This is a genomic window from Paraflavitalea soli (assembly GCF_003555545.1).
Classification (GTDB): Bacteria; Bacteroidota; Bacteroidia; order Chitinophagales; family Chitinophagaceae; genus Paraflavitalea; species Paraflavitalea soli.
The window spans coordinates 5,221,694-5,244,088 of record NZ_CP032157.1 but is presented as its reverse complement, the minus strand read 5'-3'; the positions used below and the strand labels follow the sequence as shown (position 1 = coordinate 5,244,088).

23 protein-coding genes are annotated in these 22,395 nt (G+C 48.0%); 17 read left to right on the top strand and 6 right to left on the bottom strand.

The features are described from left to right. Positions 1-26: 26 nt before the first annotated feature. Positions 27-1,427: an amidohydrolase family protein gene (locus D3H65_RS19555; protein WP_119051924.1), complete on the bottom strand. Its 1,401-nt coding sequence runs from the start codon at positions 1,425-1,427 to the stop codon at positions 27-29. A 186-nt stretch (positions 1,428-1,613) separates the two neighbouring features. Here D3H65_RS19555 and D3H65_RS19550 point away from each other — a divergent pair, with 186 nt between their 5' ends. Further along, positions 1,614-2,816, top strand: coding sequence for a thiolase family protein (locus tag D3H65_RS19550; protein WP_119051923.1), 1,203 nt, complete (start codon positions 1,614-1,616; stop codon positions 2,814-2,816). 101 nt (positions 2,817-2,917) lie between these two features. Beyond that, on the top strand, positions 2,918-3,370 hold the full coding sequence (locus tag D3H65_RS19545; protein ID WP_119051922.1) for a DinB family protein: 453 nt from the start codon (positions 2,918-2,920) through the stop codon (positions 3,368-3,370). A 4-nt stretch (positions 3,371-3,374) separates the two neighbouring features. Here the strand turns inward: D3H65_RS19545 and D3H65_RS19540 are convergent, their stop codons facing one another. The 5 genes from D3H65_RS19540 to D3H65_RS19520 form a co-directional block, all read right to left on the bottom strand. Further along, a complete protein-coding gene (locus tag D3H65_RS19540) occupies positions 3,375-4,571 on the bottom strand; it encodes an FtsX-like permease family protein (RefSeq protein ID WP_119051921.1) in 1,197 nt (398 codons plus the stop codon). 24 nt (positions 4,572-4,595) lie between these two features. Then, the gene (locus tag D3H65_RS19535; RefSeq protein ID WP_119051920.1) at positions 4,596-5,237 is read right to left on the bottom strand and encodes an ATP-binding cassette domain-containing protein; all 642 of its coding nucleotides are present in this window, start codon (positions 5,235-5,237) and stop codon (positions 4,596-4,598) included. Between the two features lie 80 nt (positions 5,238-5,317). Beyond that, positions 5,318-6,931, bottom strand: coding sequence for a DUF4836 family protein (locus D3H65_RS19530; RefSeq protein ID WP_119051919.1), 1,614 nt, complete (start codon positions 6,929-6,931; stop codon positions 5,318-5,320). 171 nt (positions 6,932-7,102) lie between these two features. Then, on the bottom strand, positions 7,103-8,491 hold the full coding sequence (gene hisS / locus D3H65_RS19525) for a histidine--tRNA ligase (RefSeq protein ID WP_119051918.1): 1,389 nt from the start codon (positions 8,489-8,491) through the stop codon (positions 7,103-7,105). Positions 8,492-8,550: 59 nt separating this feature from the next. Continuing rightward, positions 8,551-9,027 (bottom strand): low molecular weight protein-tyrosine-phosphatase, encoded by a 477-nt coding sequence (locus D3H65_RS19520; RefSeq protein ID WP_119051917.1) that lies wholly within the window; start codon positions 9,025-9,027, stop codon positions 8,551-8,553. Positions 9,028-9,407: 380 nt separating this feature from the next. Here D3H65_RS19520 and D3H65_RS19515 point away from each other — a divergent pair, with 380 nt between their 5' ends. The 15 genes from D3H65_RS19515 (at position 9,408) to nuoK (ending at position 22,363) form a co-directional block, all read left to right on the top strand. Continuing rightward, entirely contained in the window at positions 9,408-10,229 is an 822-nt protein-coding gene (locus D3H65_RS19515; protein WP_119051916.1) for an energy transducer TonB, read from the top strand. Positions 10,230-10,344: 115 nt separating this feature from the next. Next, the gene (locus tag D3H65_RS19510) at positions 10,345-10,596 is read left to right on the top strand and encodes a hypothetical protein (protein WP_119051915.1); all 252 of its coding nucleotides are present in this window, start codon (positions 10,345-10,347) and stop codon (positions 10,594-10,596) included. Between the two features lie 174 nt (positions 10,597-10,770). Continuing rightward, entirely contained in the window at positions 10,771-11,712 is a 942-nt protein-coding gene (locus tag D3H65_RS19505; RefSeq protein ID WP_162915727.1) for a PstS family phosphate ABC transporter substrate-binding protein, read from the top strand. A gap of 58 nt (positions 11,713-11,770) precedes the next feature. Continuing rightward, entirely contained in the window at positions 11,771-13,471 is a 1,701-nt protein-coding gene (locus D3H65_RS19500; protein ID WP_119051913.1) for a tetratricopeptide repeat protein, read from the top strand. A 147-nt stretch (positions 13,472-13,618) separates the two neighbouring features. After that, positions 13,619-14,023 (top strand): NADH-quinone oxidoreductase subunit A, encoded by a 405-nt coding sequence (locus D3H65_RS19495; RefSeq protein ID WP_245999538.1) that lies wholly within the window; start codon positions 13,619-13,621, stop codon positions 14,021-14,023. 158 nt (positions 14,024-14,181) lie between these two features. Continuing rightward, positions 14,182-14,760 (top strand): NADH-quinone oxidoreductase subunit B, encoded by a 579-nt coding sequence (locus tag D3H65_RS19490; protein WP_119051912.1) that lies wholly within the window; start codon positions 14,182-14,184, stop codon positions 14,758-14,760. Between the two features lie 82 nt (positions 14,761-14,842). Then, positions 14,843-15,361, top strand: a complete 519-nt coding sequence (locus tag D3H65_RS19485; RefSeq protein ID WP_119051911.1) for an NADH-quinone oxidoreductase subunit C — start codon at positions 14,843-14,845, stop codon at positions 15,359-15,361. An 80-nt stretch (positions 15,362-15,441) separates the two neighbouring features. Next, a complete protein-coding gene (locus tag D3H65_RS19480; protein ID WP_119051910.1) occupies positions 15,442-16,677 on the top strand; it encodes an NADH-quinone oxidoreductase subunit D in 1,236 nt (411 codons plus the stop codon). A 22-nt stretch (positions 16,678-16,699) separates the two neighbouring features. After that, positions 16,700-17,197, top strand: coding sequence for an NADH-quinone oxidoreductase subunit NuoE family protein (locus tag D3H65_RS19475; protein WP_119051909.1), 498 nt, complete (start codon positions 16,700-16,702; stop codon positions 17,195-17,197). A gap of 70 nt (positions 17,198-17,267) precedes the next feature. Continuing rightward, on the top strand, positions 17,268-18,623 hold the full coding sequence (nuoF, locus tag D3H65_RS19470) for an NADH-quinone oxidoreductase subunit NuoF (RefSeq protein ID WP_119051908.1): 1,356 nt from the start codon (positions 17,268-17,270) through the stop codon (positions 18,621-18,623). A 43-nt stretch (positions 18,624-18,666) separates the two neighbouring features. Continuing rightward, complete coding sequence (locus D3H65_RS19465; RefSeq protein ID WP_119051907.1) at positions 18,667-19,746, top strand: 2Fe-2S iron-sulfur cluster-binding protein; 1,080 nt, start codon at positions 18,667-18,669, stop codon at positions 19,744-19,746. A 49-nt stretch (positions 19,747-19,795) separates the two neighbouring features. Continuing rightward, positions 19,796-20,857, top strand: coding sequence for an NADH-quinone oxidoreductase subunit NuoH (gene nuoH, locus D3H65_RS19460; RefSeq protein WP_119051906.1), 1,062 nt, complete (start codon positions 19,796-19,798; stop codon positions 20,855-20,857). A gap of 81 nt (positions 20,858-20,938) precedes the next feature. Continuing rightward, the gene (nuoI, locus tag D3H65_RS19455) at positions 20,939-21,496 is read left to right on the top strand and encodes an NADH-quinone oxidoreductase subunit NuoI (RefSeq protein WP_119051905.1); all 558 of its coding nucleotides are present in this window, start codon (positions 20,939-20,941) and stop codon (positions 21,494-21,496) included. A 17-nt stretch (positions 21,497-21,513) separates the two neighbouring features. Beyond that, positions 21,514-22,017 (top strand): NADH-quinone oxidoreductase subunit J family protein, encoded by a 504-nt coding sequence (locus tag D3H65_RS19450; protein WP_119051904.1) that lies wholly within the window; start codon positions 21,514-21,516, stop codon positions 22,015-22,017. 16 nt (positions 22,018-22,033) lie between these two features. Continuing rightward, positions 22,034-22,363, top strand: a complete 330-nt coding sequence (nuoK, locus tag D3H65_RS19445) for an NADH-quinone oxidoreductase subunit NuoK (protein WP_119051903.1) — start codon at positions 22,034-22,036, stop codon at positions 22,361-22,363. Positions 22,364-22,395: the final 32 nt, after the last annotated feature.

Sequence of the window (22,395 nt, the reverse complement as noted above, 5' to 3'; positions counted from 1 at the left end):
CAAAAGTAATCTAACCGGCCCATAGTTTAGTTGCCGGCTATTTTCCGGGCCTTTTGCAGCAGTCCGTCCACCTCTGCACTGCCTATAAAGCGCCCTTTCAGGATTACCGCCCCTATTTTCCGGGTATTGCCAATATCGTCTAAAGGATTGGCTTTCAATACCACCAGGTCGGCAATTTTGCCGTTGGCCACCGTTCCCAGGTCTTTTTGGATGCCAAAATAGAGCGCCGGGTTCAGCGTAGCCGTTTGGAGCGCCTGGAGCGGCGAAAGACCACATTCCGTGAAAATTTGTAATTCGTCTTGTAAAGAGAAGCCGGGGAAACAATAGGGGTTGGGCGTATCCGTTCCGGCCAGGAGCGGGATGCCTGCCTGGTTCAGCGCCCGGATGATCTTCTTTTTCAACTCATATTCCAGCTTTTCGCCGTTAAAATACTCCGGTCCAGCCGTCCTCAGCCGGAAATCATTCCTGGGGTCCCACATATTCTTTATCATCGCTGCCACATACACCAGGCGGTCATCTTTTCTAAAAGCCGAATCAGTGAGATAGGCAATCCCCCTGTTCACCGTCATCGTAGGGCATATCCAGGTACCATATCCCTTCAATTCTTTGACCATAGCCGCCAGTTTTTTTTCACTGAACGTGCGGCGCAGGAATGCACGGCGGGCTAGCCGGGTGGCCAGCGTAGTGTCTTTGATCGTACCCTGAACCAGTCCATAATAATAATCACTGCTGTCAGAGGCTCCTTCTATAAATCCATAGAGGTGCTCCATGCTTTTTTGCCCTGCTTTCGCTGCTTCCAGCAGCGTCACTTTATTGGGTACATGTCCGGCAAATACGATCCCCGCTTTCTTCGATTCGTCTGCAATGGCAAAGAAGGGCTCCCTTTCAAGTAAAGAATACACTTTTATAAAATCTACCTTCAACTGGTTTTTCAAGGAATCTACCACCTTGCGACCCTGGGCGGCATCCGAAACCGCTACACTGCCCGGCCAGATCGGTTTGGGACCGTCTACAATCGGCCCTGCATAAAAGCCCCTGGGTGCCAGGTCTCCGGCTGTTAGGCCCCGTTGCCGCCACTGAGTGGCAAACTGGGCCTGTTCAAACATACCCCGGATGCCTGTAATACCATTCGCAATGAATAGCGAAAAGAAATAATCCGGCGCCCATACATGCGTATGCATATCCCACAGACCGGGGATCAGGTATTGGCCGGTGCTTTCCACCACGCTGTCCGTGGCGGCAGCTTTAAAAGAGGAGGCTTTCGTGATCGAGCTGATACGGTCCCCCGTAATGGATACCGTTTGCCCCGAAAGGATCTTGCCTTTCTCCACATCTACCACATTAATGTTTTGGAGAATAAGTCTTTTTGACTGGGCGAAGCTGCCTGTGCTGATCATCAGGCAAAGAGATAGGATAATCGTTCTCATGGCTGGTTTTGGTTACGCCACAAGATAATACCTAAACAGGATGAATTCAAAAACCGGTCCTTGTCTTTGGCCGTTTTACCCTTCAATCGGGGCAGTTCATCCATGTCCGTCCCTCAGGCCAACACCTAACTCCTAAAAGCTAATACCTGTTAAAATGCCTTTATATTTGCCCCTCAATATAGCTATATGAACAAAGTGTATGTTATCGATGCCGTACGCACCCCTATCGGCAAATATGGTGGCGCCCTCAGCACCATTCGTCCCGACGATCTCCTGGCCCATGTGGTCAGGTCACTCTTACAACGCAATACCGGTATTGATGTAAATGCCATTGAAGATATTATTGCCGGCGATGCCAACCAGGCCGGTGAAGATAACCGCAATGTGGCCCGCATGGCTGCTTTGCTGGCTGGCTTACCTGTAACAGTAGCCGGTAATACCGTCAACCGCTTATGCGCTTCCGGACTCCAGGCCATCATGGATGCTGCCCGCGCCATCATGTGCGATGAAGGCGAATTTTACATAGCAGGCGGTGTGGAAAGCATGACCCGCGCCCCCTTTGTGATGGCCAAAGCTGGTACCGGCTGGAGTAGGACCACCGAAATGCACGACAGTACCATTGGCTGGCGCTTTGTGAATAAACGCCTCACCGATAAATACCATCCTTATTCCATGGGCGAAACCGCGGAGAATGTAGCTAAGCAATGGAACGTTAGCCGCGAAGAGCAGGATGCATTTGCCCTGCAAAGCCAGGAGAAATATTTCGCTGCCCAGGATAAAGGCATCTGGAAACACGAGATCAGTGGTATTGAGATACTGGGCGGCAAGAATGAAAGCGAAAAGATCTACCTCGAAACAGATGAGCCACCCCGTAAGACTTCCCTGGAAAAGCTGGCCAGCCTGCGCCCTGCTTTTATTAAAGATGGTTCTGTAACCGCTGGCAACTCTTCCGGTATCAATGATGGGGCCGCAGCTTTGTTGCTGGCCAGTGAAGCCGCTGTAAAGAAGTACAACTTGCAGCCCATGGCCACCATTCGTTCCATGGCCGTTGCCGGTGTTGATCCCGCTATTATGGGCATTGGTCCCGTGCCCGCTTCCCGCAAGGCCCTGCAGCGTGCGGGTATCACCACCAAAGACCTCGACCTCATAGAACTCAATGAGGCATTTGCTTCCCAATCCATAGCCTGCATGCGCGATCTGGAACTCGATCCTGCCAAAGTAAATGTTAACGGCGGTTCTATCGCCATTGGCCATCCCCTGGGTTGTAGCGGTGCGCGTATATCTGCCACTTTATTGCACGAAATGAAACGCCGGGGTGCCAAACGTGGCCTGGCCACCATGTGCGTAGGCGTAGGCCAGGGAGCCGCCATTGTGTATGAGGGAGTATGATAGGTGGCGGGGCAGAAGAGTGGCAAATCTTTTGTATTGAAAGAACAGTTCACCCGTGATTATATAAGGGAACAAATTCGTCCATATCAAAATCAGTAGGTATGACCATCGAACAAGTGATCATCGACATTACCGCCCACATCAACAATATTCCTTTCCGGTACAGTGAGATACCTGCAGAAGAGCTGCTGCAAAGACCAGCGCCAGGTAAATGGTCAAAGAAGGAAATACTGGGCCACCTGATCGATTCTGCCATCAACAACCTCAAGCGTTTTGTAGATGTGCAAAGTCAGCCACAACCTTACACCATACTCCGCTATATGCAGGATGAACTGGTAACCATCAACCGCTACCAGGATCTGCCATTAGACCATATGCTGCTCTTATGGAAAACCCTCAACCAACAGATCGTATACGTGATCAGTGCTATTCCTGTGGAAAAGTTTCCCTATAAAGTGATCACTCCTGCCGGTGACCACCAGACCCTCGAGTGGCTGGTCATCGACTACATCGAGCACATGGACCACCACTGGAAGCAGGTGTTTGGGGAATAGGCCCTCACACCATCTTATAAAGTAACCGCTTTACCATCCTGTAATTCGTCACCAGCGAAAGCATTATCAGAAAGGCTGCTACCGCAAATACACTCCAGTGTAGCGGTGTAGAAAGTTCTTCGCGGTCAAACATGGCAAAGTGATGAAAGGCCCATTGCATCAGCTGCGTTAACACTACCGCACAGACCACTACCAGTATATAGACCGGAATAAATCGGCGGGCTACGTTCTTGCTAAGCCAGTTGGGAGAATATCCCAGCACCAGCAACAATTGCAGATTATCCTTACTGCGGGCGATCATCAATTGCAGGTAAAAAGAAAACAGCATCAGCGCCAGTACCACTACCAGCAAGCCAAATATCCCCAGCCCGCTGAAAACACCCTGCAATACCTGCTTCACACGGCCAAACTTTGTCTTGTCTTTATTGACCTTGTAATTCTTCTGCTGCAAAAAGCTGAGAAAGTCCGGATTGTTGGCATCTTTCGTTTTTACATACAGGCGCGATGCCCGGATATCCTTCGTAGTGCCAAACTTGTTATTGGCCCAGTCGAGAAAATTCTTGGGAACAATGATCGAGTTGACCCGGTCGCTCAGCGCTACCACCCGTCCACGGAAGGTTTCCCGTGTACCATCAGGATGATAACAGATCAACTGCAGGCCCAATTGTGTGGCCGTCGCTTCTGATATCTGCGGCAATCCATAGCCGGGCGCAAATACATTGTATATCTCCAGGAAGTCAGAGGCGATTATAATGGGTACCACTTCATCGCCGGTCTGCCACTTGAAAGTAGGTGGTACAGTGTCTATGAAACTATCATCCAAAGATTCCACAAAGAAATCACTCACAAAAGGCACCAACGAACCGCCACTAAGTTGGAAACGAAAATTATTGGCCAGCAGGGGTGATACCCCTTCCACAAAGGGTTTGGAGCCCAGTTCCTTCATGTCCGCTTCCGTAAACAGGTTCTTGTCCAGCTGCCCCATCGTTTCATTCGTGATCGTTTTGGAGATCGAAATGAAATCATAGCCATCCTTACGCGGCGAATCGCCACCCAGCAACTGCTGTATATTAATATACATCTGGATAGAACAGAGCAGCAGTAATACACCGATACCCAGTCCTGCATAGGAAAACCAGCGCGACCAGGCGTTGGTGCCTGTTTGTAACAGCGGCTTTACGGGTTGGAAGGATAATGCCACAGCTTAATATTTTTACAGGTTAGCTTATAAATGATACAACCTTGTCCAGGGAAAAAAATCTACACGCTCCAGGTCGGCAAACAGGATACCTGCATTACGCGCCTTGGCTTCTTCCAGCATCAGTTCCATCGCCTTCTTCGAATTGTTGTCGTCCAGGTGACTGAATGGCTCATCCAATAACAAAAAATCGAAGGGCTGCAGCAGCGACCGGATGATGGCTACCCGTTGTTGCTCCCCATACGAACAGATACGGCTCTTCGTAGAGAGCTTATTACCGATGCCCAGCCTTTCTGCCATTTCCGTGATCTTTTCCGGCGGATGAAAGGGATTTAACTGCCGTTTCAATTCCAGGTTCTCCCGTACCGTTTGCTCCGGAAACAGCCGCAGGTCCTGGAATACAATACTGATATGATCCTTCCGGTACCGGGCGAAGTCTTCTACAGTAAACGAATGAAGATTGGCCTTATCGTAAAGTAGATTACCATTGTACTCATGGCGCATGCCGTAGAGAAAATGCGTGAGCGACGATTTGCCGCTTCCGGAGGGCGCCACGATCTTGATGTATTCTCCTTTATTGAATACCAGTTGCTTTCCCCAAACTTCCGATTGATGGCGCCGGCTTTCTTCAAAATAGGATGGTAATACATCCTGGAGGGTAATAGTCATGACAGTTCAAAAGTAGGGTTTAACGTATCAACAAAAAAAAGGCAGGGGGGTGAGCCCTGCCTGATATAAGCGTTAATTTATTAAAATCCTTTCTTGCGGGTAGCTGCTAACTTGTCCGCATACTGGTTCAGTTGCTTTAGACTGTTGGTGCCTTTATCTACCAGGTTCACCTCAAAGTGCCCTGTTAAAGTACCGTTGCTGAATTCTCCGCCAGTGGCTATTACATCTTCCCACATCTTCACTGATTCTCCGAGTATTACTTTGGTCGTGCTGTCTGTAGCGGCAGCTTCGGAGGTCTTCAGTATTTTTTGCAGGTCTATATACATGCCGCCCGGATGACCGGCCAGCTTGCTGATGCCGGCATGTTTATTATTAGCCCCGCCAGCCAGGAACTTGTTCACCTGCTCTTCTGAATTACCGGCAGCAAACCATTTGTCGTTCAGGGAATAGCTGATCTTGAAAGAAGTATCATTCGCCATATTGCCCATCTTGGCTTTCACCACACCGATCATTTTATCAAATGCAGCCCTGTCGTTTACAGACACGGCAAACAATACCTTGGCGCTGGGGTTGGTCCTGGTATTAGTTATCGGAGCGCCGCCTTCTTCATAACTGGGATAGGTTTCTGTCTTGGTTTCGATCACAAAATCAGAAACCGCTACCAGTACATCCCCTTTATTGGCTTTTACAAACTCATCGATGCTATAGCCTGCTTCTCCCAGGAATCCGTTGACCATACCATCGAGGCCACCCAGTTTCAGGAACTCTTTCAATCCTTCGGGAGGATAGTTCCAGCTAAGGACACCTACCAGGTTGTCAGAAGGAATACGTGCCAGCGCATCTGCATCGATATTCTTCATTTTATATTTCTCCAGCAACTCAGCTATTTTCTCATTGTAATAACTCTTTGACTTCACATCTATTTTGCCATTATCGAAAGTGAGCGTCATGGCAGTAGCGTTGCCCTTGGTGAGGTCGCTTAGTTTAGTGACAGAGAACATATCACCCAGCACATTGCCCGAGAGGTTCTCTGAGTTCAACCAGATGTGTACATCTCCACTCTCTTTCAGCAGAGCGGCAAATTTATCTTCGTTTGTGAGGCTGTTGGAAGATTTCAGGTCATAGAGCCCCTTGGCAAAGTTGATCAGGCTGTCCTTGGTCAACTTGGTGTTTTCTGTGCTGCCATCCCCATCCGAAAAGCTGCGTGGGCTATCCATGTGCGCGTCGAATACGTAAATAAACCGGTTGTCCTTCCAGGTAGCAACAGTGCCTCTTTCCAGGCTCAGCACATTCAGGTCGCCATCTTTGGAAGCCGTAGCCTGCGGCTTCATTTTTTTATTAAATGCTTCAAAGGCCGCCGCATCTTTCAGACCTCCTGAAAACACAGCATATCCATTTCTTCCCTGGCGTTTAACAAACATTACCAGGTCCGCATCTGTATTTACACCCGAATTATCCGGATCAGTCAATAGTTTTTTAGCCAGCGAATCATCCGCTTCATCATATGCTTCTTTGAACCAGTTCGTTTGCTGAATCTCTTTCCAGCTCAGCTTGGAGGATAAAGAAGCTGTATTTAAGTAAAGTACCAGTCCGGCATCTTTGGGGATCGCAATGGCCGATTTATCGCCACTGCTACAAGAGGTGATCAACAACAGCGCTATCGCGCAAAGGCCAAATAAGGAAGTACGTTGCATAAAGGGTTTTATTAATCAGTCTCAAATAAACAAAATTGTTACGGCATTTGCCAGTGTTTATACGTCATTGGCCTAAAATAACCAATCAGATGAGGGAAAACCCGTGTAGTTGTCCCGGTTGGGCGCCACCTTTTCGGTCAATCCGGCAAATGGCCGGTGCCTGATTATATCTTAAAGTCCCGATACTGCCTCTTCCAGCGCCTCCCACTTTACTTCCTGCTGTTCCCCTTTGCCCAGGTGCTTAACCACACAGGTTTTGGCCTCGAGCTCCTTACTGCCGATAATGACCGCAAAGGGAATGTTCTTTTTATCCGCGTATTTGAATTGCTTCTCAAACTTGGCTTGCTCATGGTATAGCTCACAACGGATACCACTGTTGCGCAAAGATTGCATGAGGCTAAAGGCGCTCTTGCTTTCTGCATCTCCCAGGTTAAAGAACAATACCTGTGTGCCCGTTTGTACCTCCTGCGGGAATAACTTCAGTTCTTCCAGTACATCATAGATCCGGTCTACCCCAAAGGAGATACCTACCCCGGGAATATTGGGCACGCCAAACAGGCCCGTGAGGTCATCATAACGGCCGCCGCCGCCGATACTGCCCATTTGAACACCCTGCGCTTTTACTTCGAAAATGATCCCTGTATAATAGTTAAGGCCACGCGCCAGCGTAAAGTCCACCAGCAGGGGAGAGGCCGCTGCCGGATCTGCCAATACCAGCGTAGCAAAATGACCGATCACAAATTCCAGCTCTTCAATTCCCTTGGCGCCTGCAGGCAGGCTACCTACCAGCTCTTTCAGTTTATTGAGCTTTTCCGTATTGCTGCCACTAATGTCGAGATATTGAACAATGATCGCTACCTGGTGCTCATCCAGTCCGCGGGTGAGTAATTCTTCCTTCACTTTGTCGATACCTATCTTATCCAGCTTGTCGATCGCCACTGTAATATCTACCATCTTATCACTGCCGCCACAGGCTTCCGCCAGCGCTGCCAGTATTTTCCGGCTATTGATCTTGATCTCTACCGTAATGCCCAGTTTGCTGAATACCTGCCAATAGATCGCCGCCAGCTCTACTTCGTTCAGCAGCCCATTGCTGCCTACCACATCCGCATCACACTGGTAAAACTCGCGATAACGGCCTTTCTGGGGCCGGTCGGCCCGCCATACCGGTTGTATCTGGTACCGTTTAAAGGGAAAGGTCAATTGCCCATGGTTCATGGCCACGTAGCGGGCAAACGGAATGGTAAGATCATACCGCAAGGCCCTTTCCGTAAGGTTCTTATCATTTTTTCCCAGCAACACGTTATCAAAAGCTGCTTTAGCCTTATCAATGTTTTTTGCATCATTCAGGCCATTATTGAGGATTTTGAAGATCAGCTTATCTCCTTCTTCCCCGTACTTGCCCATCAGTGTTTCCAGGTTTTCCATAGCAGGTGTTTCCAATGGCTGAAACCCGTACAATTCAAACGTGGTGCGGATGGTGTTGAGGATATATTGTCGCTTGCGAACTACTTCCGGTCCGAAATCCCTTGTTCCCTGTGGTAGTGATGGTTTGGTCATATTGTGCGTTAGTATCTTTTAATAATGGTGGAAATTCTCTGGCCACGCGCCATTTGCCACTAGCTTCTCTTAGTGTTCAATGTCGCGTATCGGCTTATGATCATATCGCAGGCCTCGTCGATCATCTTAAATACTTCATGGTAGCCGGGTTCCTCACCATAATAGGGGTCCGGAACATCTATATTGCTGCCAGGATACAGCTCATTCATCAGGAGGTCTACCTTGGCAGGCTGAAATTGCTGCCGGGCCAGCGATCGCATGTCCGCGATCACATTGCCTGCCAGCGCATAGATCTTGTCATAGCGCTCAAAATCGACCCCCATAAGGCGGCGCGCCCGTTGCTGGCTGATGTCGATGCCATGCAGCAGTGCTACCTTCTGCGATAAAGGGTGGGGCGCGTCACCCGTGTGATAGCTATTCGTGCCGGCACTCTCCACCGTCCAGTTGAGCCCGGCCTGCCGGACCTTGTGCTGTAAAATTCCTTCCGCCAGGGGACTGCGGCATATATTCCCCAGGCAAACCATTAAGATCTTCATGGCTGCAAAGATAATCAGGCAGGAGCAGGTTTTGGTGTGGTTTCAGCCGGGTCTTGTTCGGGCCTTCGTATTAGCAAGGTCGTACCGTAGCCGTTTCTTCTTCGAGGTTTCTTCGGTATTTAGCAAAGCCCTCCCAAGCGAATACCGAACGAGTACCGAACAAATACCGAACAAAACTCTAGTATGGCCCCTCCGCGGGCCAAAAGCGTATTATTGTAATCCTTAAAATCCTCCCAATCCTGGTTCAGACAGTTATGGATTTTTTCCACTTCGTGCATCTCAATAACAAGGACTTGCGCAAGTCATACTGATCAAATCGTCTTTTCCGATTTATTCACGCCCAATTGCCCTCACGGGCATCGGGCTTAAAATCAACTGCGATGAAACCAGATATGATATTGCAATCGGACATGCTCGACATATTATTTGAAGGAAGAAACAAAGACTATGGAGCATACAACCTGCGCAAGGACTATAACAGGCGGCTAATGAAGGCCATGTGCGGCACTTTGCTGCTGGTGCTGCTCTTTATCGGAGGTTATTACTGGGCAGGAAAAATGGGAAAAGAGGCGGTTTTTATACCTCCGCCGGTCGAAACAGCCGTGGTGTTGAACGTGGTGGAGCCCAACAAGCCGGAGGAGCTCAAGCCGCCACAGGAGCAACCCAAAAAAGTAGCTACCATCAAAAGCGTGGTGCCCGTCATTGTACCCGATCATGTACAGGCCGATCCGCCCCCCTCGATCGATGAACTGGAAAAGGAAACCGCCGCTATTGGTACCAAAACGCAGGAAGGGGAGACCCCTACCGGGCCTGTATCTCCCCCGCCTGCTACTGAACCAAGCGGTACTGGTACAGCACCCGCCCCTGTACCGGTAGAAGAGGACCGGATACTGCCGGTAGCCGAGAAAATGCCCGAATTCCCCGGCGGACAGGATGCCCTGCGCCGGTTCCTGGGAAGACACCTGCGGGTGCCGGAAGAAGCCCTGGAGCCTGGGCAGCGCGTGAAAGTGCCGGTACGTTTTGTCGTAAGTAAGGACGGTCAGCTATCCGGTGTGGAATTTATGGGAACAGCCGATGAAGCCTTCAAAAAAGAGATCATGCGCGTAGTGGCTAAAATGCCCCGTTGGATCCCGGGATCGCAGGGAGGAAAAACGGTGGCCGTTTACTGCATGATCCCGATCATTTTTGAAGTGTCTGAATAAAAGCTTTCACTATATGATTCATTGTAGTAAGTGCATTAATTTTTGGGTAAAATCTTACCCGCGATCATCAATTGAAGGTTATTTCTTATCTTGCCCGAACCCATTAACAAATCGGATGACAGTGGAATCAGAAGAAAAAAGAATAGAAGACAAACGGCAGAAGGCCTATTCAAACAGACGGGCGGTAATGGACTTTGGTATGGGAATTATTTATACCGCCATGGGCCTTTTTTTCGTGTTTTCCGATCAGTTGGGGGTAACACTGGAGTTTCCCACCAAACCATTTTCCTACATTTTTGCAGGGATCTGTTTGTTGTACGGGGGGTTTAGAATATACAGGGGCTATAAGAAAAACTATTTCAAGTAAAAGAAACGCATCAATAAATCCAATCACCTGGTACGCTAAATACCATTTCCGGTAAGGTATTTGAAAGATTTCTGCAGTCGGCCATTATCCAATCCTTCAAAAAAATCGTTTGCAGCGGGTATTCCGTTGACTGAGAAAGGTTTTGAATACCGGGGAAAAGAAAATCATTTAGGGATGAAACGCAACAGGATAATCAATCGGATATATAAAATAGGTTTGGCCATCGCAGCATTGGGAGTGTTTTGGATAGTGGGTTGCCAAAATGGTACCGGACCAATTTATCAGGATACGCTTAAAACGGGTACTATTCACATCAGTGTGGATGAGTCCTTTAAGCCGGTTATTGATTCACAGATCAAGGTTTTTGAGTCGCAAAATGCTAACGCTAAGATCATTGTACACTATAAACCGGAAGCGGAATGTCTGCGTGATCTGAATCAGGACAGTATCCGCATGGTAATTGTTACCCGAGGTCTGCAAGATGAGGAAGCAAAGACGCTGGCAACAAAATTGTCCTTCACTCCTGTATTCGGGATATTGGCGTACGACGCTATCGCCGTCATCGTCAATAACCAGGTGCGGGATACCCTCTTTACCATGCAGGATATCCGTGGGATGGTAAAAGGGATCAGCGGTTTTAAATACAAAGTATTGCTGGATGGCACCACCGCTACCAGTACCGTGCGGTTCGTCGTCGATTCCCTGTTAAAAGGGCAGCCCATGGGTAAAAATGTGGTAGCCGCTGCCAGCAGTGAAGGTGTAATCGACTATGTATCAAAAAACACCGACGCGGTCGGACTGATAGGGGTGAGCTGGATCGGCGATAAGGATGATTCCACCCAGCAAAGTTTTTTACAGAAGATAAAAATGGCCAAGGTAGAATGCAAAGGATGTGAAGGTATTTATGTAGCCCCCGTGCAGTATAATATTGCCGCACACCGCTACCCGATGGTAAGGCCACTTTACTATATTTTAAAGGAAAATTATGAAGGCCTTGGCAGCGGATTTAAGAATTTTCTCGTCAATGTGGATAAGGGACAGAAGATATTTTACAGGGCATATTTGTTACCAGGCAGGAGTTCATTCGAAGTAAGACCTATGCAGATCACTGAATAAAACAACCAATTAGGGATATTCCGTACATTTAACAACTCTAAAATCAGCAATCGAGAAGATGAAAAGATCATTCATTCTATTAGTAGCAACGGTTGTCACGGGAGGCAACGTCCTTTTTGCCCAGAGTGTAGAGCAGGGCAGAAAGTTTTTCTATTATGAGCGTTGGAAAAGTGCGCAGGAAACATTTGAAAAAGTACTCGCCGCCAACCCAAACAATATCGATGCTGTATACTGGTTAGGGCAAACCTTACTGGAGGTGAAAGACTCTGTAGGCGCTAAGAACCTGTATCAGAAATCGCTGACCCAAAATGGTAATGCGCCCCTGTTACTGGCAGGTATAGGTCAGATAGAATTAATGGAAGGCAAAGCCAATGATGCCCGCCAGCGTTTTGAAACAGCTATTACCCTTACCAAAGGAAAGGATGTGGATGTATTCAATGCCGTGGGTCGCGCCAACGTGAAAGCAAGAACAGGCGATGCCAATTATGCTATCGAGAAACTGAACCAGGCTACCGCCGTAAAGAACTTCAAAGATCCTGATACTTACCTGTTACTGGGCGATGCCTACAGGAAGTTGATCGACGGTGGTAATGCGGTACAATCCTATAACAAAGCATTCGCACTCGATCCCAAACTGGCCGCAGCCAAATTCAAAACAGGTAAGGTATACCTTACCCAGGGTAACAAGGATTATTTCCTGCCCGCTTTTGAAGAAGCTATCACAGTGGATCCTGCTTATACACCTGCTTACTACGAACTGTTCTACTACTGGTATTCCAGGGACGTAAATAAAGCAGCTCCTTACCTGGATAAATACATCGCGAACGCCGACCAGGGGCCTGAAATGGAATACCTGAAGACCGACTTCCTGTATTCTTCCGGAAAACCAGCCGAAGCAAAGACCAAGGCCGAAAGCCTGATCGCCCAGTATGGTGATAAGGTGACGCCCCGTATGTACCGCCTCGTAGCTTTTGCAGCTGACACACTGGGTGATGTAAATGCAGCCAAAAAGTCAATGGAAACCTTCCTCACGAAGGCCAATGAAGAGTATCCTGTTAAAGGAACTGACTATGAAGAGCTGGCAAAGATCAACAGTAAGATACCTGGCGCTGAAGCAGAAGTGTTTGCTAACCTAAGGAAAGCAATACAATTGGACACCGTACTGGAGAATAAAATAAAGTACATCAGCAAAGGTGCTGCATTGGCCAAGGCCAAAGGCGACCGTCTGGAGGAGTCCAATTGGCTGGCCGAAGCTTATAAACTGAAGCCCAATCCTACTCAAACAGACCTGTACAATTATGCTTATGCGGTGTACCAGGCTAAGAACTATCCCGTGGCTGATAGCTTATTCTGTGGTGTTTACCAGACTAAATTCCCCGATCAGATATATGGCTATTTGTGGTGTGCCCGTGCTAAAAAAGCCATGGACGATTCCACCAATTCCCAGGGATTGGCAGTAGAAGCCTATAAGACACTGGCCGAAAAAGCGCGTCAGATCGACTCGGTGAAGTTCAAATCCCAGGTAGTAGAGTCTTATTATTACCTGATCCCTTATTATAATGACATTAAAAAAGACCGGGAAACTGCTCTCTTCTATGCTAATAAATTTGTAGAGTTTGATCCTGCCAACTCAGAAGCAGTACGTATTCAGGGCATCCTTTCAAAGCCTGCATCACGTCCCGCAACACCGCCTGCCAACCGCCCCAGAACTGGTGGTAATGCGGCCGGAACAAACGGCGCAAGACCTGCAGGCCGATAACGAGTTGATAACATAAATCGTATTTTTGATACTAAATCCCTGTTATTGTGATAACAGGGATTTTTTTATTTTCTTGAATTTGGAGTTTCAAAATTGGAAATTGCGGAGGCTGTATTACTTTTGCCCCTAAACAAAAACGGGTTTTTGATGATGTACCTGTTGCAAGTTTCTTCTGTTGCCCAGAATCCGGACAACTCCTTCTGGTATTTCCCTATCGGTCTACAACTCTTATTCGCGATCGTGTTTGTGGGTGCTATGATGGGTGTAACCCACTGGCTTGGTCCCAAACGTAACACGGCTGATAAGCTGGAGAATTTCGCCAGCGGTATCAAAAGTCATGGAGATGCGCGCCAGCCTATGGCCATTAAGTACTTCCTCGTTGCTATCCTGTTCGTATTATTTGATGTGGAAGTGATCTTCTTCTATCCTTATGCTGTCAATTTCAGAGCACTGGATTGGGATGGTTTTTGGGCTGTACTTATGTTTGTTGGATTTTTCCTTTGTGGGTTTATATATATAATTAAGAAAGGAGCGTTAACCTGGGAAGATTAAAAACACATTAATCCCGTTTGCCGGGATCAATAATGTGAGTTTGAAATTGTTATAACCCGTGATATCCAACACCACCGGCGTTGAGCGGAAACTTAACCCGCTGGCAGTTGTTATTAAAGGGTAGAATTTCAGGTTGATCAATTCAAATTATCAATTGTATGGCACGTCCTGTTCAATATAATATTTATGGTAAAACCGACGTGAAGTTGGTGAAGGAAGGCCCGGAAGGCTATATGGGTGAAGCGTTTATGGCTACCACACTGGAACAGGTGGTGGGTCTGGCGCGTAAAAACTCCCTCTGGCCCCTGCCATTTGCTACTTCCTGTTGTGGAATTGAATTTATGGCTACCATGGGTGCGCATTATGATCTGGCCAGGTTTGGTGCTGAGCGGGTAGGATTCTCCCCCCGCCAGTGCGATCTGCTGATGGTAATGGGTACCATTGCCAAGAAAATGGGCCCCGTTGTAAAACAGGTATACCTTCAAATGGCAGAACCCCGGTGGGTACTGGCCATGGGCGCCTGCGCTTCCAGTGGCGGTATCTTCGATACTTACAGTGTATTGCAGGGTATTGACCAGATCATCCCCGTAGATGTATACATTCCCGGATGCCCACCCCGTCCCGAAGCAGTGCTGGATGGATTTATGCGGGTGCAGGACCTCGTAGGCAAAGAAAGCCTGCGCAGAAGAAACAGTGATAAGTACAAACAGTTGATGGAAAGTTACGGAATACAATAAGCTGTTAGCTGCTAGGTATTAGCAGTTAGCAGTCGACCCCGCCCTTGGCTAACACCTAAAGGCTAAAAGCTAAAAGCTGAATATGGCATTGACCTACGAACATATTAAACAACGACTGGTAGAAAAATTTGGCGAACAGGTTAAAGGTTTTGAGGAACCCTATGGTATGCTGACCTTTGAAGCGCCAAAGGAACTGAACTTAAAAGTATTGCAGTTTCTGTATGATGATGCAGAGCTGCAATTCCGTTTTCTGACCGATCTGCAGGCTGTACATTATCCGGATGATGCCGGCCGTGAACTGGCAGTAGTTTATCACCTGCACAACCTTACTGAAAATATACGCCTCCGCTTCAAAGTATTTACAGAGATCAGCAGGCCCGATGTATTCAGCGCAGCTACTTTATATGCAGCTGCCAACTGGATGGAAAGGGAAACCTATGATTTCTTTGGAGTAAACTTTGTAGGCCATCCCAATCTCAAGCGTATCCTGAACGTGGATGAAATGGATTACTTCCCCATGCGGAAAGAGTTTCCGTTGGAAGACCAGACCAGGATCGATAAGGACGATGAGATGTTTGGAAGAGGCGGATCAATAATATAAAGTATTTACAGGTAGAAAGCATGATGGTAATAATGGCCGATTGTCGACTGCCGATTCACGAATAAACTAACAAGACAGTAATGTCTGACGTAATACAACATTCAAATATCCGGCTTCCGGAAGGCTCCATTGAAAAGCAAACCACCACGTTGAACCTGGGGCCTACCCACCCGGCTACACACGGTGTATTTCAGAATATCCTAGAACTGGATGGTGAACGCATTATCTCTGCCGAACAAACCGTGGGGTATATCCACCGTGCTTTTGAAAAGCTGGCAGAACGCAGACCCTTATACCAGATCACCACCCTCACGGACCGTCTCAATTATTGTTCTTCTCCCATCAATAACATGGGCTGGCACCTCACCTGCGAAAAGCTGTTGGGTGTTAAAACGCCCAAACGTGTAGATTACCTGCGGGTGATCGTGATGGAGCTGGCACGTATTTCAGATCACCTGATCTGTAACTCTATTGTGGGTGTGGACAGTGGCGCCTATACCGGCTTCCTCTACGTAATGCAATACCGTGAGCTGATCTATGAGATCTATGAAGAGATCTGCGGATCACGCCTCACTACCAATATGGGTCGTATTGGTGGTTTCGAAAGAAACTTTACCCCCCTGGCTTTTGAAAAACTGGAGAAGTTCCTGAAAGAATACCCGGCTGTGTTGAAAGAGTTTGAAAACCTCTTCACCCGCAACCGCATCTTCATGGAGCGTACCATCGGTGCCGGACCTATCGGCGCTGAAAGAGCCCTGAACTATGGCTTCACTGGCCCCAACCTGCGGGCTGCCGGCGTTGATTATGATGTGCGTGTTCATTCTCCCTATAGCAGCTATGAAGATTTCGATTTCGAAGTACCCGTAGGCTCTACCGGTGATTGTTACGATCGTTACCTGGTGCGCAACCAGGAAATGTGGCAATCACTGCGCATTATTGAACAGGCTTACCAGAAGGTACAGTCATTCAAAGGCGCAGAAGCAGAAGTATTCCATGCCGATGTACCCGAATATTACTTACCGGAGAAGAAAGATGTATACACCAAGATGGAAGCCCTCATCTGGCATTTCAAGATCATCATGGGTGAGATTGATATACCAAAGGGCGAATTGTATTTCCCCGTAGAGGGAGGCAATGGTGAACTGGGCTTTTACCTCATCAGTGATGGAGGCCGTACACCGTATCGCCTGCATTTCCGTCGCCCTTGCTTTATTTATTACCAGGCTTATGAAGAGCTGACCAAGGGCGCCATGCTGAGTGATGCCATCATTGTGATGAGTAGCCTGAACCTGATTGCAGGAGAGTTAGACGCTTAATTATCAAATTTTCGAATTGATTATGGTTTTTACAGAGGACAAACTAAAGAAAGTACAGGAGATCATTGCCCGTTATCCCGATGGTAAGCAGAAGAGTGCTTTGATACCTGTATTGCACCTGGCGCAGGAAGAGTTTGGTGGCTGGTTGAGTGCGGAAGCCATGGACTATGTGGCCTCCCTGCTGAGCATTGAGCCTATTGAGGTGTATGAGGTGGCTACTTTCTATAGTATGTACAATCTGAAACCGGTAGGCCGTTACTTGTTTGAAGTATGCCAAACCGGCCCCTGTATGTTAAATGGCAGTGACCAGATCATTGACTATATAAAAGAAAAACTGGGCATTGGTGTAGGTGAAACTACCACCGATGGCTTGTTTACCCTCAAAACCGTGGAATGCCTGGGAGCCTGTGGCTACGCGCCGATGATGCAATTGGGCAAACATTTTCGCGAGCATCTCACAAAGGAGAAAGTAGACCAGATCATTGAAGAATGCCGTAACAGAACTACTTCACTGAACTGATCAGCATATTACCGGGGTAACTGGCTAATAAGTACGTGTTGAAGCAAACACACTAATTTCAAATTAAGCAATGGGCAGAAAATTATTATTAGAAAAGGCGCATGTAGAGGGTATCCGTACCTACGATGTATACCGTCGTGAGGGTGGGTATGCCAGTGTAGAAAAGGCGTTTAAGAACATGAGCCCCGACCAGGTAACAGAAGAAGTGAAGAAGAGTGGTTTGAGAGGCCGTGGTGGTGCAGGTTTCCCTACCGGTATGAAATGGAGCTTTCTGGCCAAACCCGAAGGCGTACCCCGCTACCTGGTATGTAATGCCGATGAATCAGAGCCCGGTACTTTCAAAGACCGGTACCTGATGGAGTTTATCCCCCACCTGCTCATTGAAGGGCTGATCGTTTCTTCTTATGCCCTGGGATCCAATAGAACTTACATTTATATCCGGGGTGAATACGCCTGGATCGTTGACATACTGGAACAAGCCATTGCTGAGGCAAATGCCAACGGCTGGCTTGGAAAGAACATTTTAGGTACAGGCTTCGACTGCCAGATCTATGTGCAGCGTGGGGCCGGTGCTTATATCTGTGGCGAGGAAACTGCCCTGATAGAATCACTCGAAGGCAAGCGCGGCAACCCCCGTATCAAGCCTCCTTTCCCTGCCGTGAAAGGTGTATGGGATTGTCCTACCGTGGTGAACAACGTGGAGACCTTAGCCGCAGTAGTGCCCATCATCAACCTGGGTGGAGAAGAGTATGCCAAGATCGGTGTAGGGAAATCTACCGGCACCAAACTGATCTCTGCCTGTGGCAACATCAACAAACCCGGCGTTTACGAGATCGATATGACCATCTCTGTAGAAGAATTCATTTACAGTGATGAGTATTGTGGTGGTATTCCCAAAGGTAAAAGACTGAAAGCCTGTATACCTGGCGGATCATCTGTTCCTATCCTCCCTACCAACCTGCTGTTGAAAACGGCCAAAGGAGATACACGGATGATGAACTACGAAAGCCTGGCCGACGGTGGCTTTGCTACCGGCACTATGATGGGTAGCGGTGGTTTCATCGTATTTGATGAAGACCAGTGCGTAGTACGCCATACCTTAACACTGGCCCGTTTCTACCGTCACGAAAGCTGTGGACAATGTTCACCCTGCCGTGAAGGAACAGGCTGGATGGAGAAGATCTTAAAGAATATTGAATACGGAAAAGGCAAGATGAGCGATATCGACCTGTTGTGGGATATCCAGCGCAAGATCGAAGGCAATACCATTTGCCCGCTGGGTGATGCAGCCGCCTGGCCGGTGGCAGCAGCTATCCGCCACTTCCGGGATGAGTTTGAATGGCATGTGCTGAACCCTGTAGAAAGCCAGTCAAGGAATTTTGGATTGGCCCATTATGCCGACCCAAGGCCCGTACCCGTGGCTTAAGGTTAAACGAACTGTACATTTTTAGCGGTTAAGAAATATTATTATGGCCGAAGAAAAGAAATTATTTAAGGTTACCATTGATAACATCACCATTGAGGTGGAGGCGGGAACATCGATCCTGAATGCAGCGCGTATGATTGGCGGCGATGTAGCCCCCCCGGCAATGTGCTATTACAGTAAACTGAAAGGCAGCGGCGGTAAATGCCGTACCTGCCTGGTGGAAGTAGCGGCAGGCTCTACAGCCGATCCCCGCCCCATGCCCAAGCTGGTAGCCAGCTGCCGTACCAATGTGATGGATGGAATGGTCGTAAAGAATATTACCAGTGAGCGTGTTATTGACGCCCGTAATGGTGTAGTGGAATTCCTGCTCATCAATCATCCCCTCGATTGCCCCATCTGTGATCAGGCCGGCGAATGTCACCTGCAGGACCTCAGCTACGATCATGGCAAAGAAGGCACCCGTTATGAATTCAACAGGCGCACTTTCCAGAAACACGACCTGGGGCCTTACATCCAACTGCACATGACACGCTGTATCCTGTGCTACCGTTGCGTATTCACCGCCGACCAGCTCACCAACAAACGCGTACATGGTATCCTGGACAGGGGCGACCATGCTGAGATCGCTACCTATATCGAAAAGTCTCTCGACAATGATTTTATAGGAAACGTAATTGATGTGTGCCCCGTAGGTGCCCTCACCGATAGAACTTTCCGTTTCAAGAACCGTGTATGGTTCCTGAAACCCGTAGATGCACACCGCGATTGCCCTAAATGTTCCGGTAAGGTAACCTTATGGAACCGAGGCGATGAAGTGTATCGTGTAACCGCCCGCAAAGACCAATGGGGTGAAGTGGAAGACTGGATCTGTAATGAATGCCGCTTTGAGAAAAAGCAAACCAGCGACTGGGTAATTGAAGGCCCCACCAAAATAAGCCGTCAGTCAGTGATCTCACAAGGACACTATGTAGGCATAAAGAAGCCCAAAGAAACAGTAGTAGAAGTAATGGATGGCCGCAAACCGCGGTTATTAATGGACATACATGATGTGAGTGAAGTAAATAAACCGAATGTAGACCTGTCAAAGATCGCAGGACCTGCCCATTCGGAAGATTTTAAGTAGTGACTATTCATAGAATTGATAAAGAACAGAAAAAGTAGACTCTTATAATATGTATTCTACCTTATTAGCATTTGACTGGTTATTTCTGATCGAGAAACTGGTATTGATCGTAGGCATCGTTTCTATTTCGCTGGTCATAGCGATGTATGAGACCTGGGCCGAGCGTAAGGTAGCAGCGTTTATGCAGGATCGCCGCGGTCCTAACCGCGCAGGCCCCATGGGACTGCTGCAGCCTCTGGCCGACGGTCTGAAACTGTTCATGAAAGAAGAGATCATACCTAACACTTCCAACCGTATGTTGTTCATCCTGGGGCCTTGCCTCGCGATGTTGGCTGCGATGATGACATCGGCCGTGATCCCCTGGGGTGGAAAAATAGATTTCTTTGGCAGGGAAGTAAACTTGCAGATTGCTGATATCAATATTGGCATCCTTTACATATTTGCAGTGGTGAGTATGGGTGTATTTGGCATTATGATCGGCGGATGGGCTTCCAACAATAAGTTCTCCCTGATGGCTGCCCTCCGTGGCGCCTCCCAGGCCATCTCTTATGAACTACCCATGGGATTGTCCCTGATCGCTTTGCTGATGCTGACTGGCTCATTGAAGATGAGCGCCATTGTAGGTCAGCAACTGGATGGTACCTGGAATGTGGTGTACCAGCCACTTGGTTTCCTGATCTTCCTGATCTGTGCGTTTGCCGAGTGTAACCGTACCCCCTTTGACTTGCCGGAGGCAGAGAATGAGCTGAACTTTGGTTACCACCAGGAGTACTCCTCCATGAAACTGGGATTTTATCTTTTTGCGGAATACATCAATATGTTCATCAGCAGCGCGGTAATGGCTACCCTCTACTTTGGCGGGTATGATATTCCGGGTGTGAATGATGCGCATTTGACCGAGACAGTGGGAGTGAACCTGATGGCCCTGTTCCAGGCATTGACTCTCTTTGCCAAGATCGGCTTTTTCATCTTCCTGTTCATGTGGGTACGGTGGACGATCCCCCGCTTCCGCTATGATCAGCTGATGAACCTGGGCTGGAAGAAACTGGTGCCCCTGGCTTTGGCCAATATGATCATTACCGCCGCAGTAGTACTGTGGTTGAAAAAATAAAAGAGTTGGATTTGGTGTCCATGCTGTAAATAGCTAATAATTTGATTTCTTTGCAGTTGGTCAAACATGTAATTAATTTGTATGCAAGCATTAACGAACAGAGCGAGACCGGTGGAGCGTAAGCCCATGACCTTTGTGGAGCGGTTATACCTCTGGAATATTTTCAAGGGTATGCTGATCACCCTCAAGCACTTCTTTAAAAGAAAAGCTACTATCAGCTATCCGGAGCAAACACGTCCCTTCAGCCCTGTATTCCGCGGTTTGCACGTATTGAACCGCGATGAGCAAGGACGTGAACGCTGTACAGCTTGCGGCCTCTGTGCTGTAGCCTGCCCTGCAGAAGCCATTACCATGGAAGCAGCAGAGCGTAAACCAGGTGAAGAGAACCTGTATCGTGAAGAGAAGTATGCGGCGAAGTATGAGATCAATATGTTGCGTTGTATCTTTTGTGGTTTGTGTGAAGAAGCCTGCCCAAAAGATGCTATCTATCTGAGTGAAACTTTTGCTCCGGCCAACTACCAGCGCAAAGGTTTAATATATGGTAAACCGGACCTGCTGATACCCAATCCGCAGGAGCAACCCGAAGAATATAAACAAGCATTGGGCAACCGGGCCAATAAGCAACATCAGGCGAACTAAACCACCGCAAACTTCAAATGAGCATATCTGAAATATTATTCTACTTTTTAAGCGTACTGGCACTCGGCAGTGCCTTAATGGTTGTCATCAGTCGTAACCCCGTACACAGCGTACTGTGGCTGATCGTTACATTTTTTGCTATTTCCGGACATTATATCATGATGAATGCCCAGTTCCTGGGTATCGTGAACCTCATTGTTTATGCAGGCGCCATCATGGTATTGTTCCTGTTCGTGATCATGTTGATGAACCTCAACGCAGAAACAGAGCCCAAAAAGAACAAGTGGCTGCGGATGGCCGGTATTGTGGCCGGCGGTTGTTTACTGCTGGTACTGGTGGCTGCCCTCAAAGATGCCGAAGTGAAGAATTCCATGGTCCAGCTGAAAGAGGGCGAGATCGGTTTGATCAAGCAATTAGGAACCGTATTGTTCACGGAGTATGTAGTGCCTTTTGAAATAAGCAGCGTACTGTTCCTGAGCGCCATGGTAGGCGCCGTAGTGATTGGTAAGAAGGGAGATTAATTAGCATATTGTATTTATGAATATTGAATATTATATCGTTTTGTCCATTGCGCTGTTTTGCATCGGTATTGCCGGTGTATTGACACGCCGTAATGCCATTATCATCTTTATGTGCATTGAGCTGATGCTAAATGCCGTGAATTTGCTGTTGGTGGCATTCTCAAAAATGCACCACCTCAAAGGGGTGGCTGCCAATCCCAATGCAGGGATTGATGGACAACTGTTTGTGTTTTTTATCATGGTGGTTGCAGCCGCTGAGGTAAGTGTGGGACTGGCCATCATAGTAATGATGTACCGGAATGTGCATTCAGTAGACGTTAATTTCCTTAACCGGTTGAAACACTGAGATCAGAAATCAGTGGTAAGGTCCAGCCATAC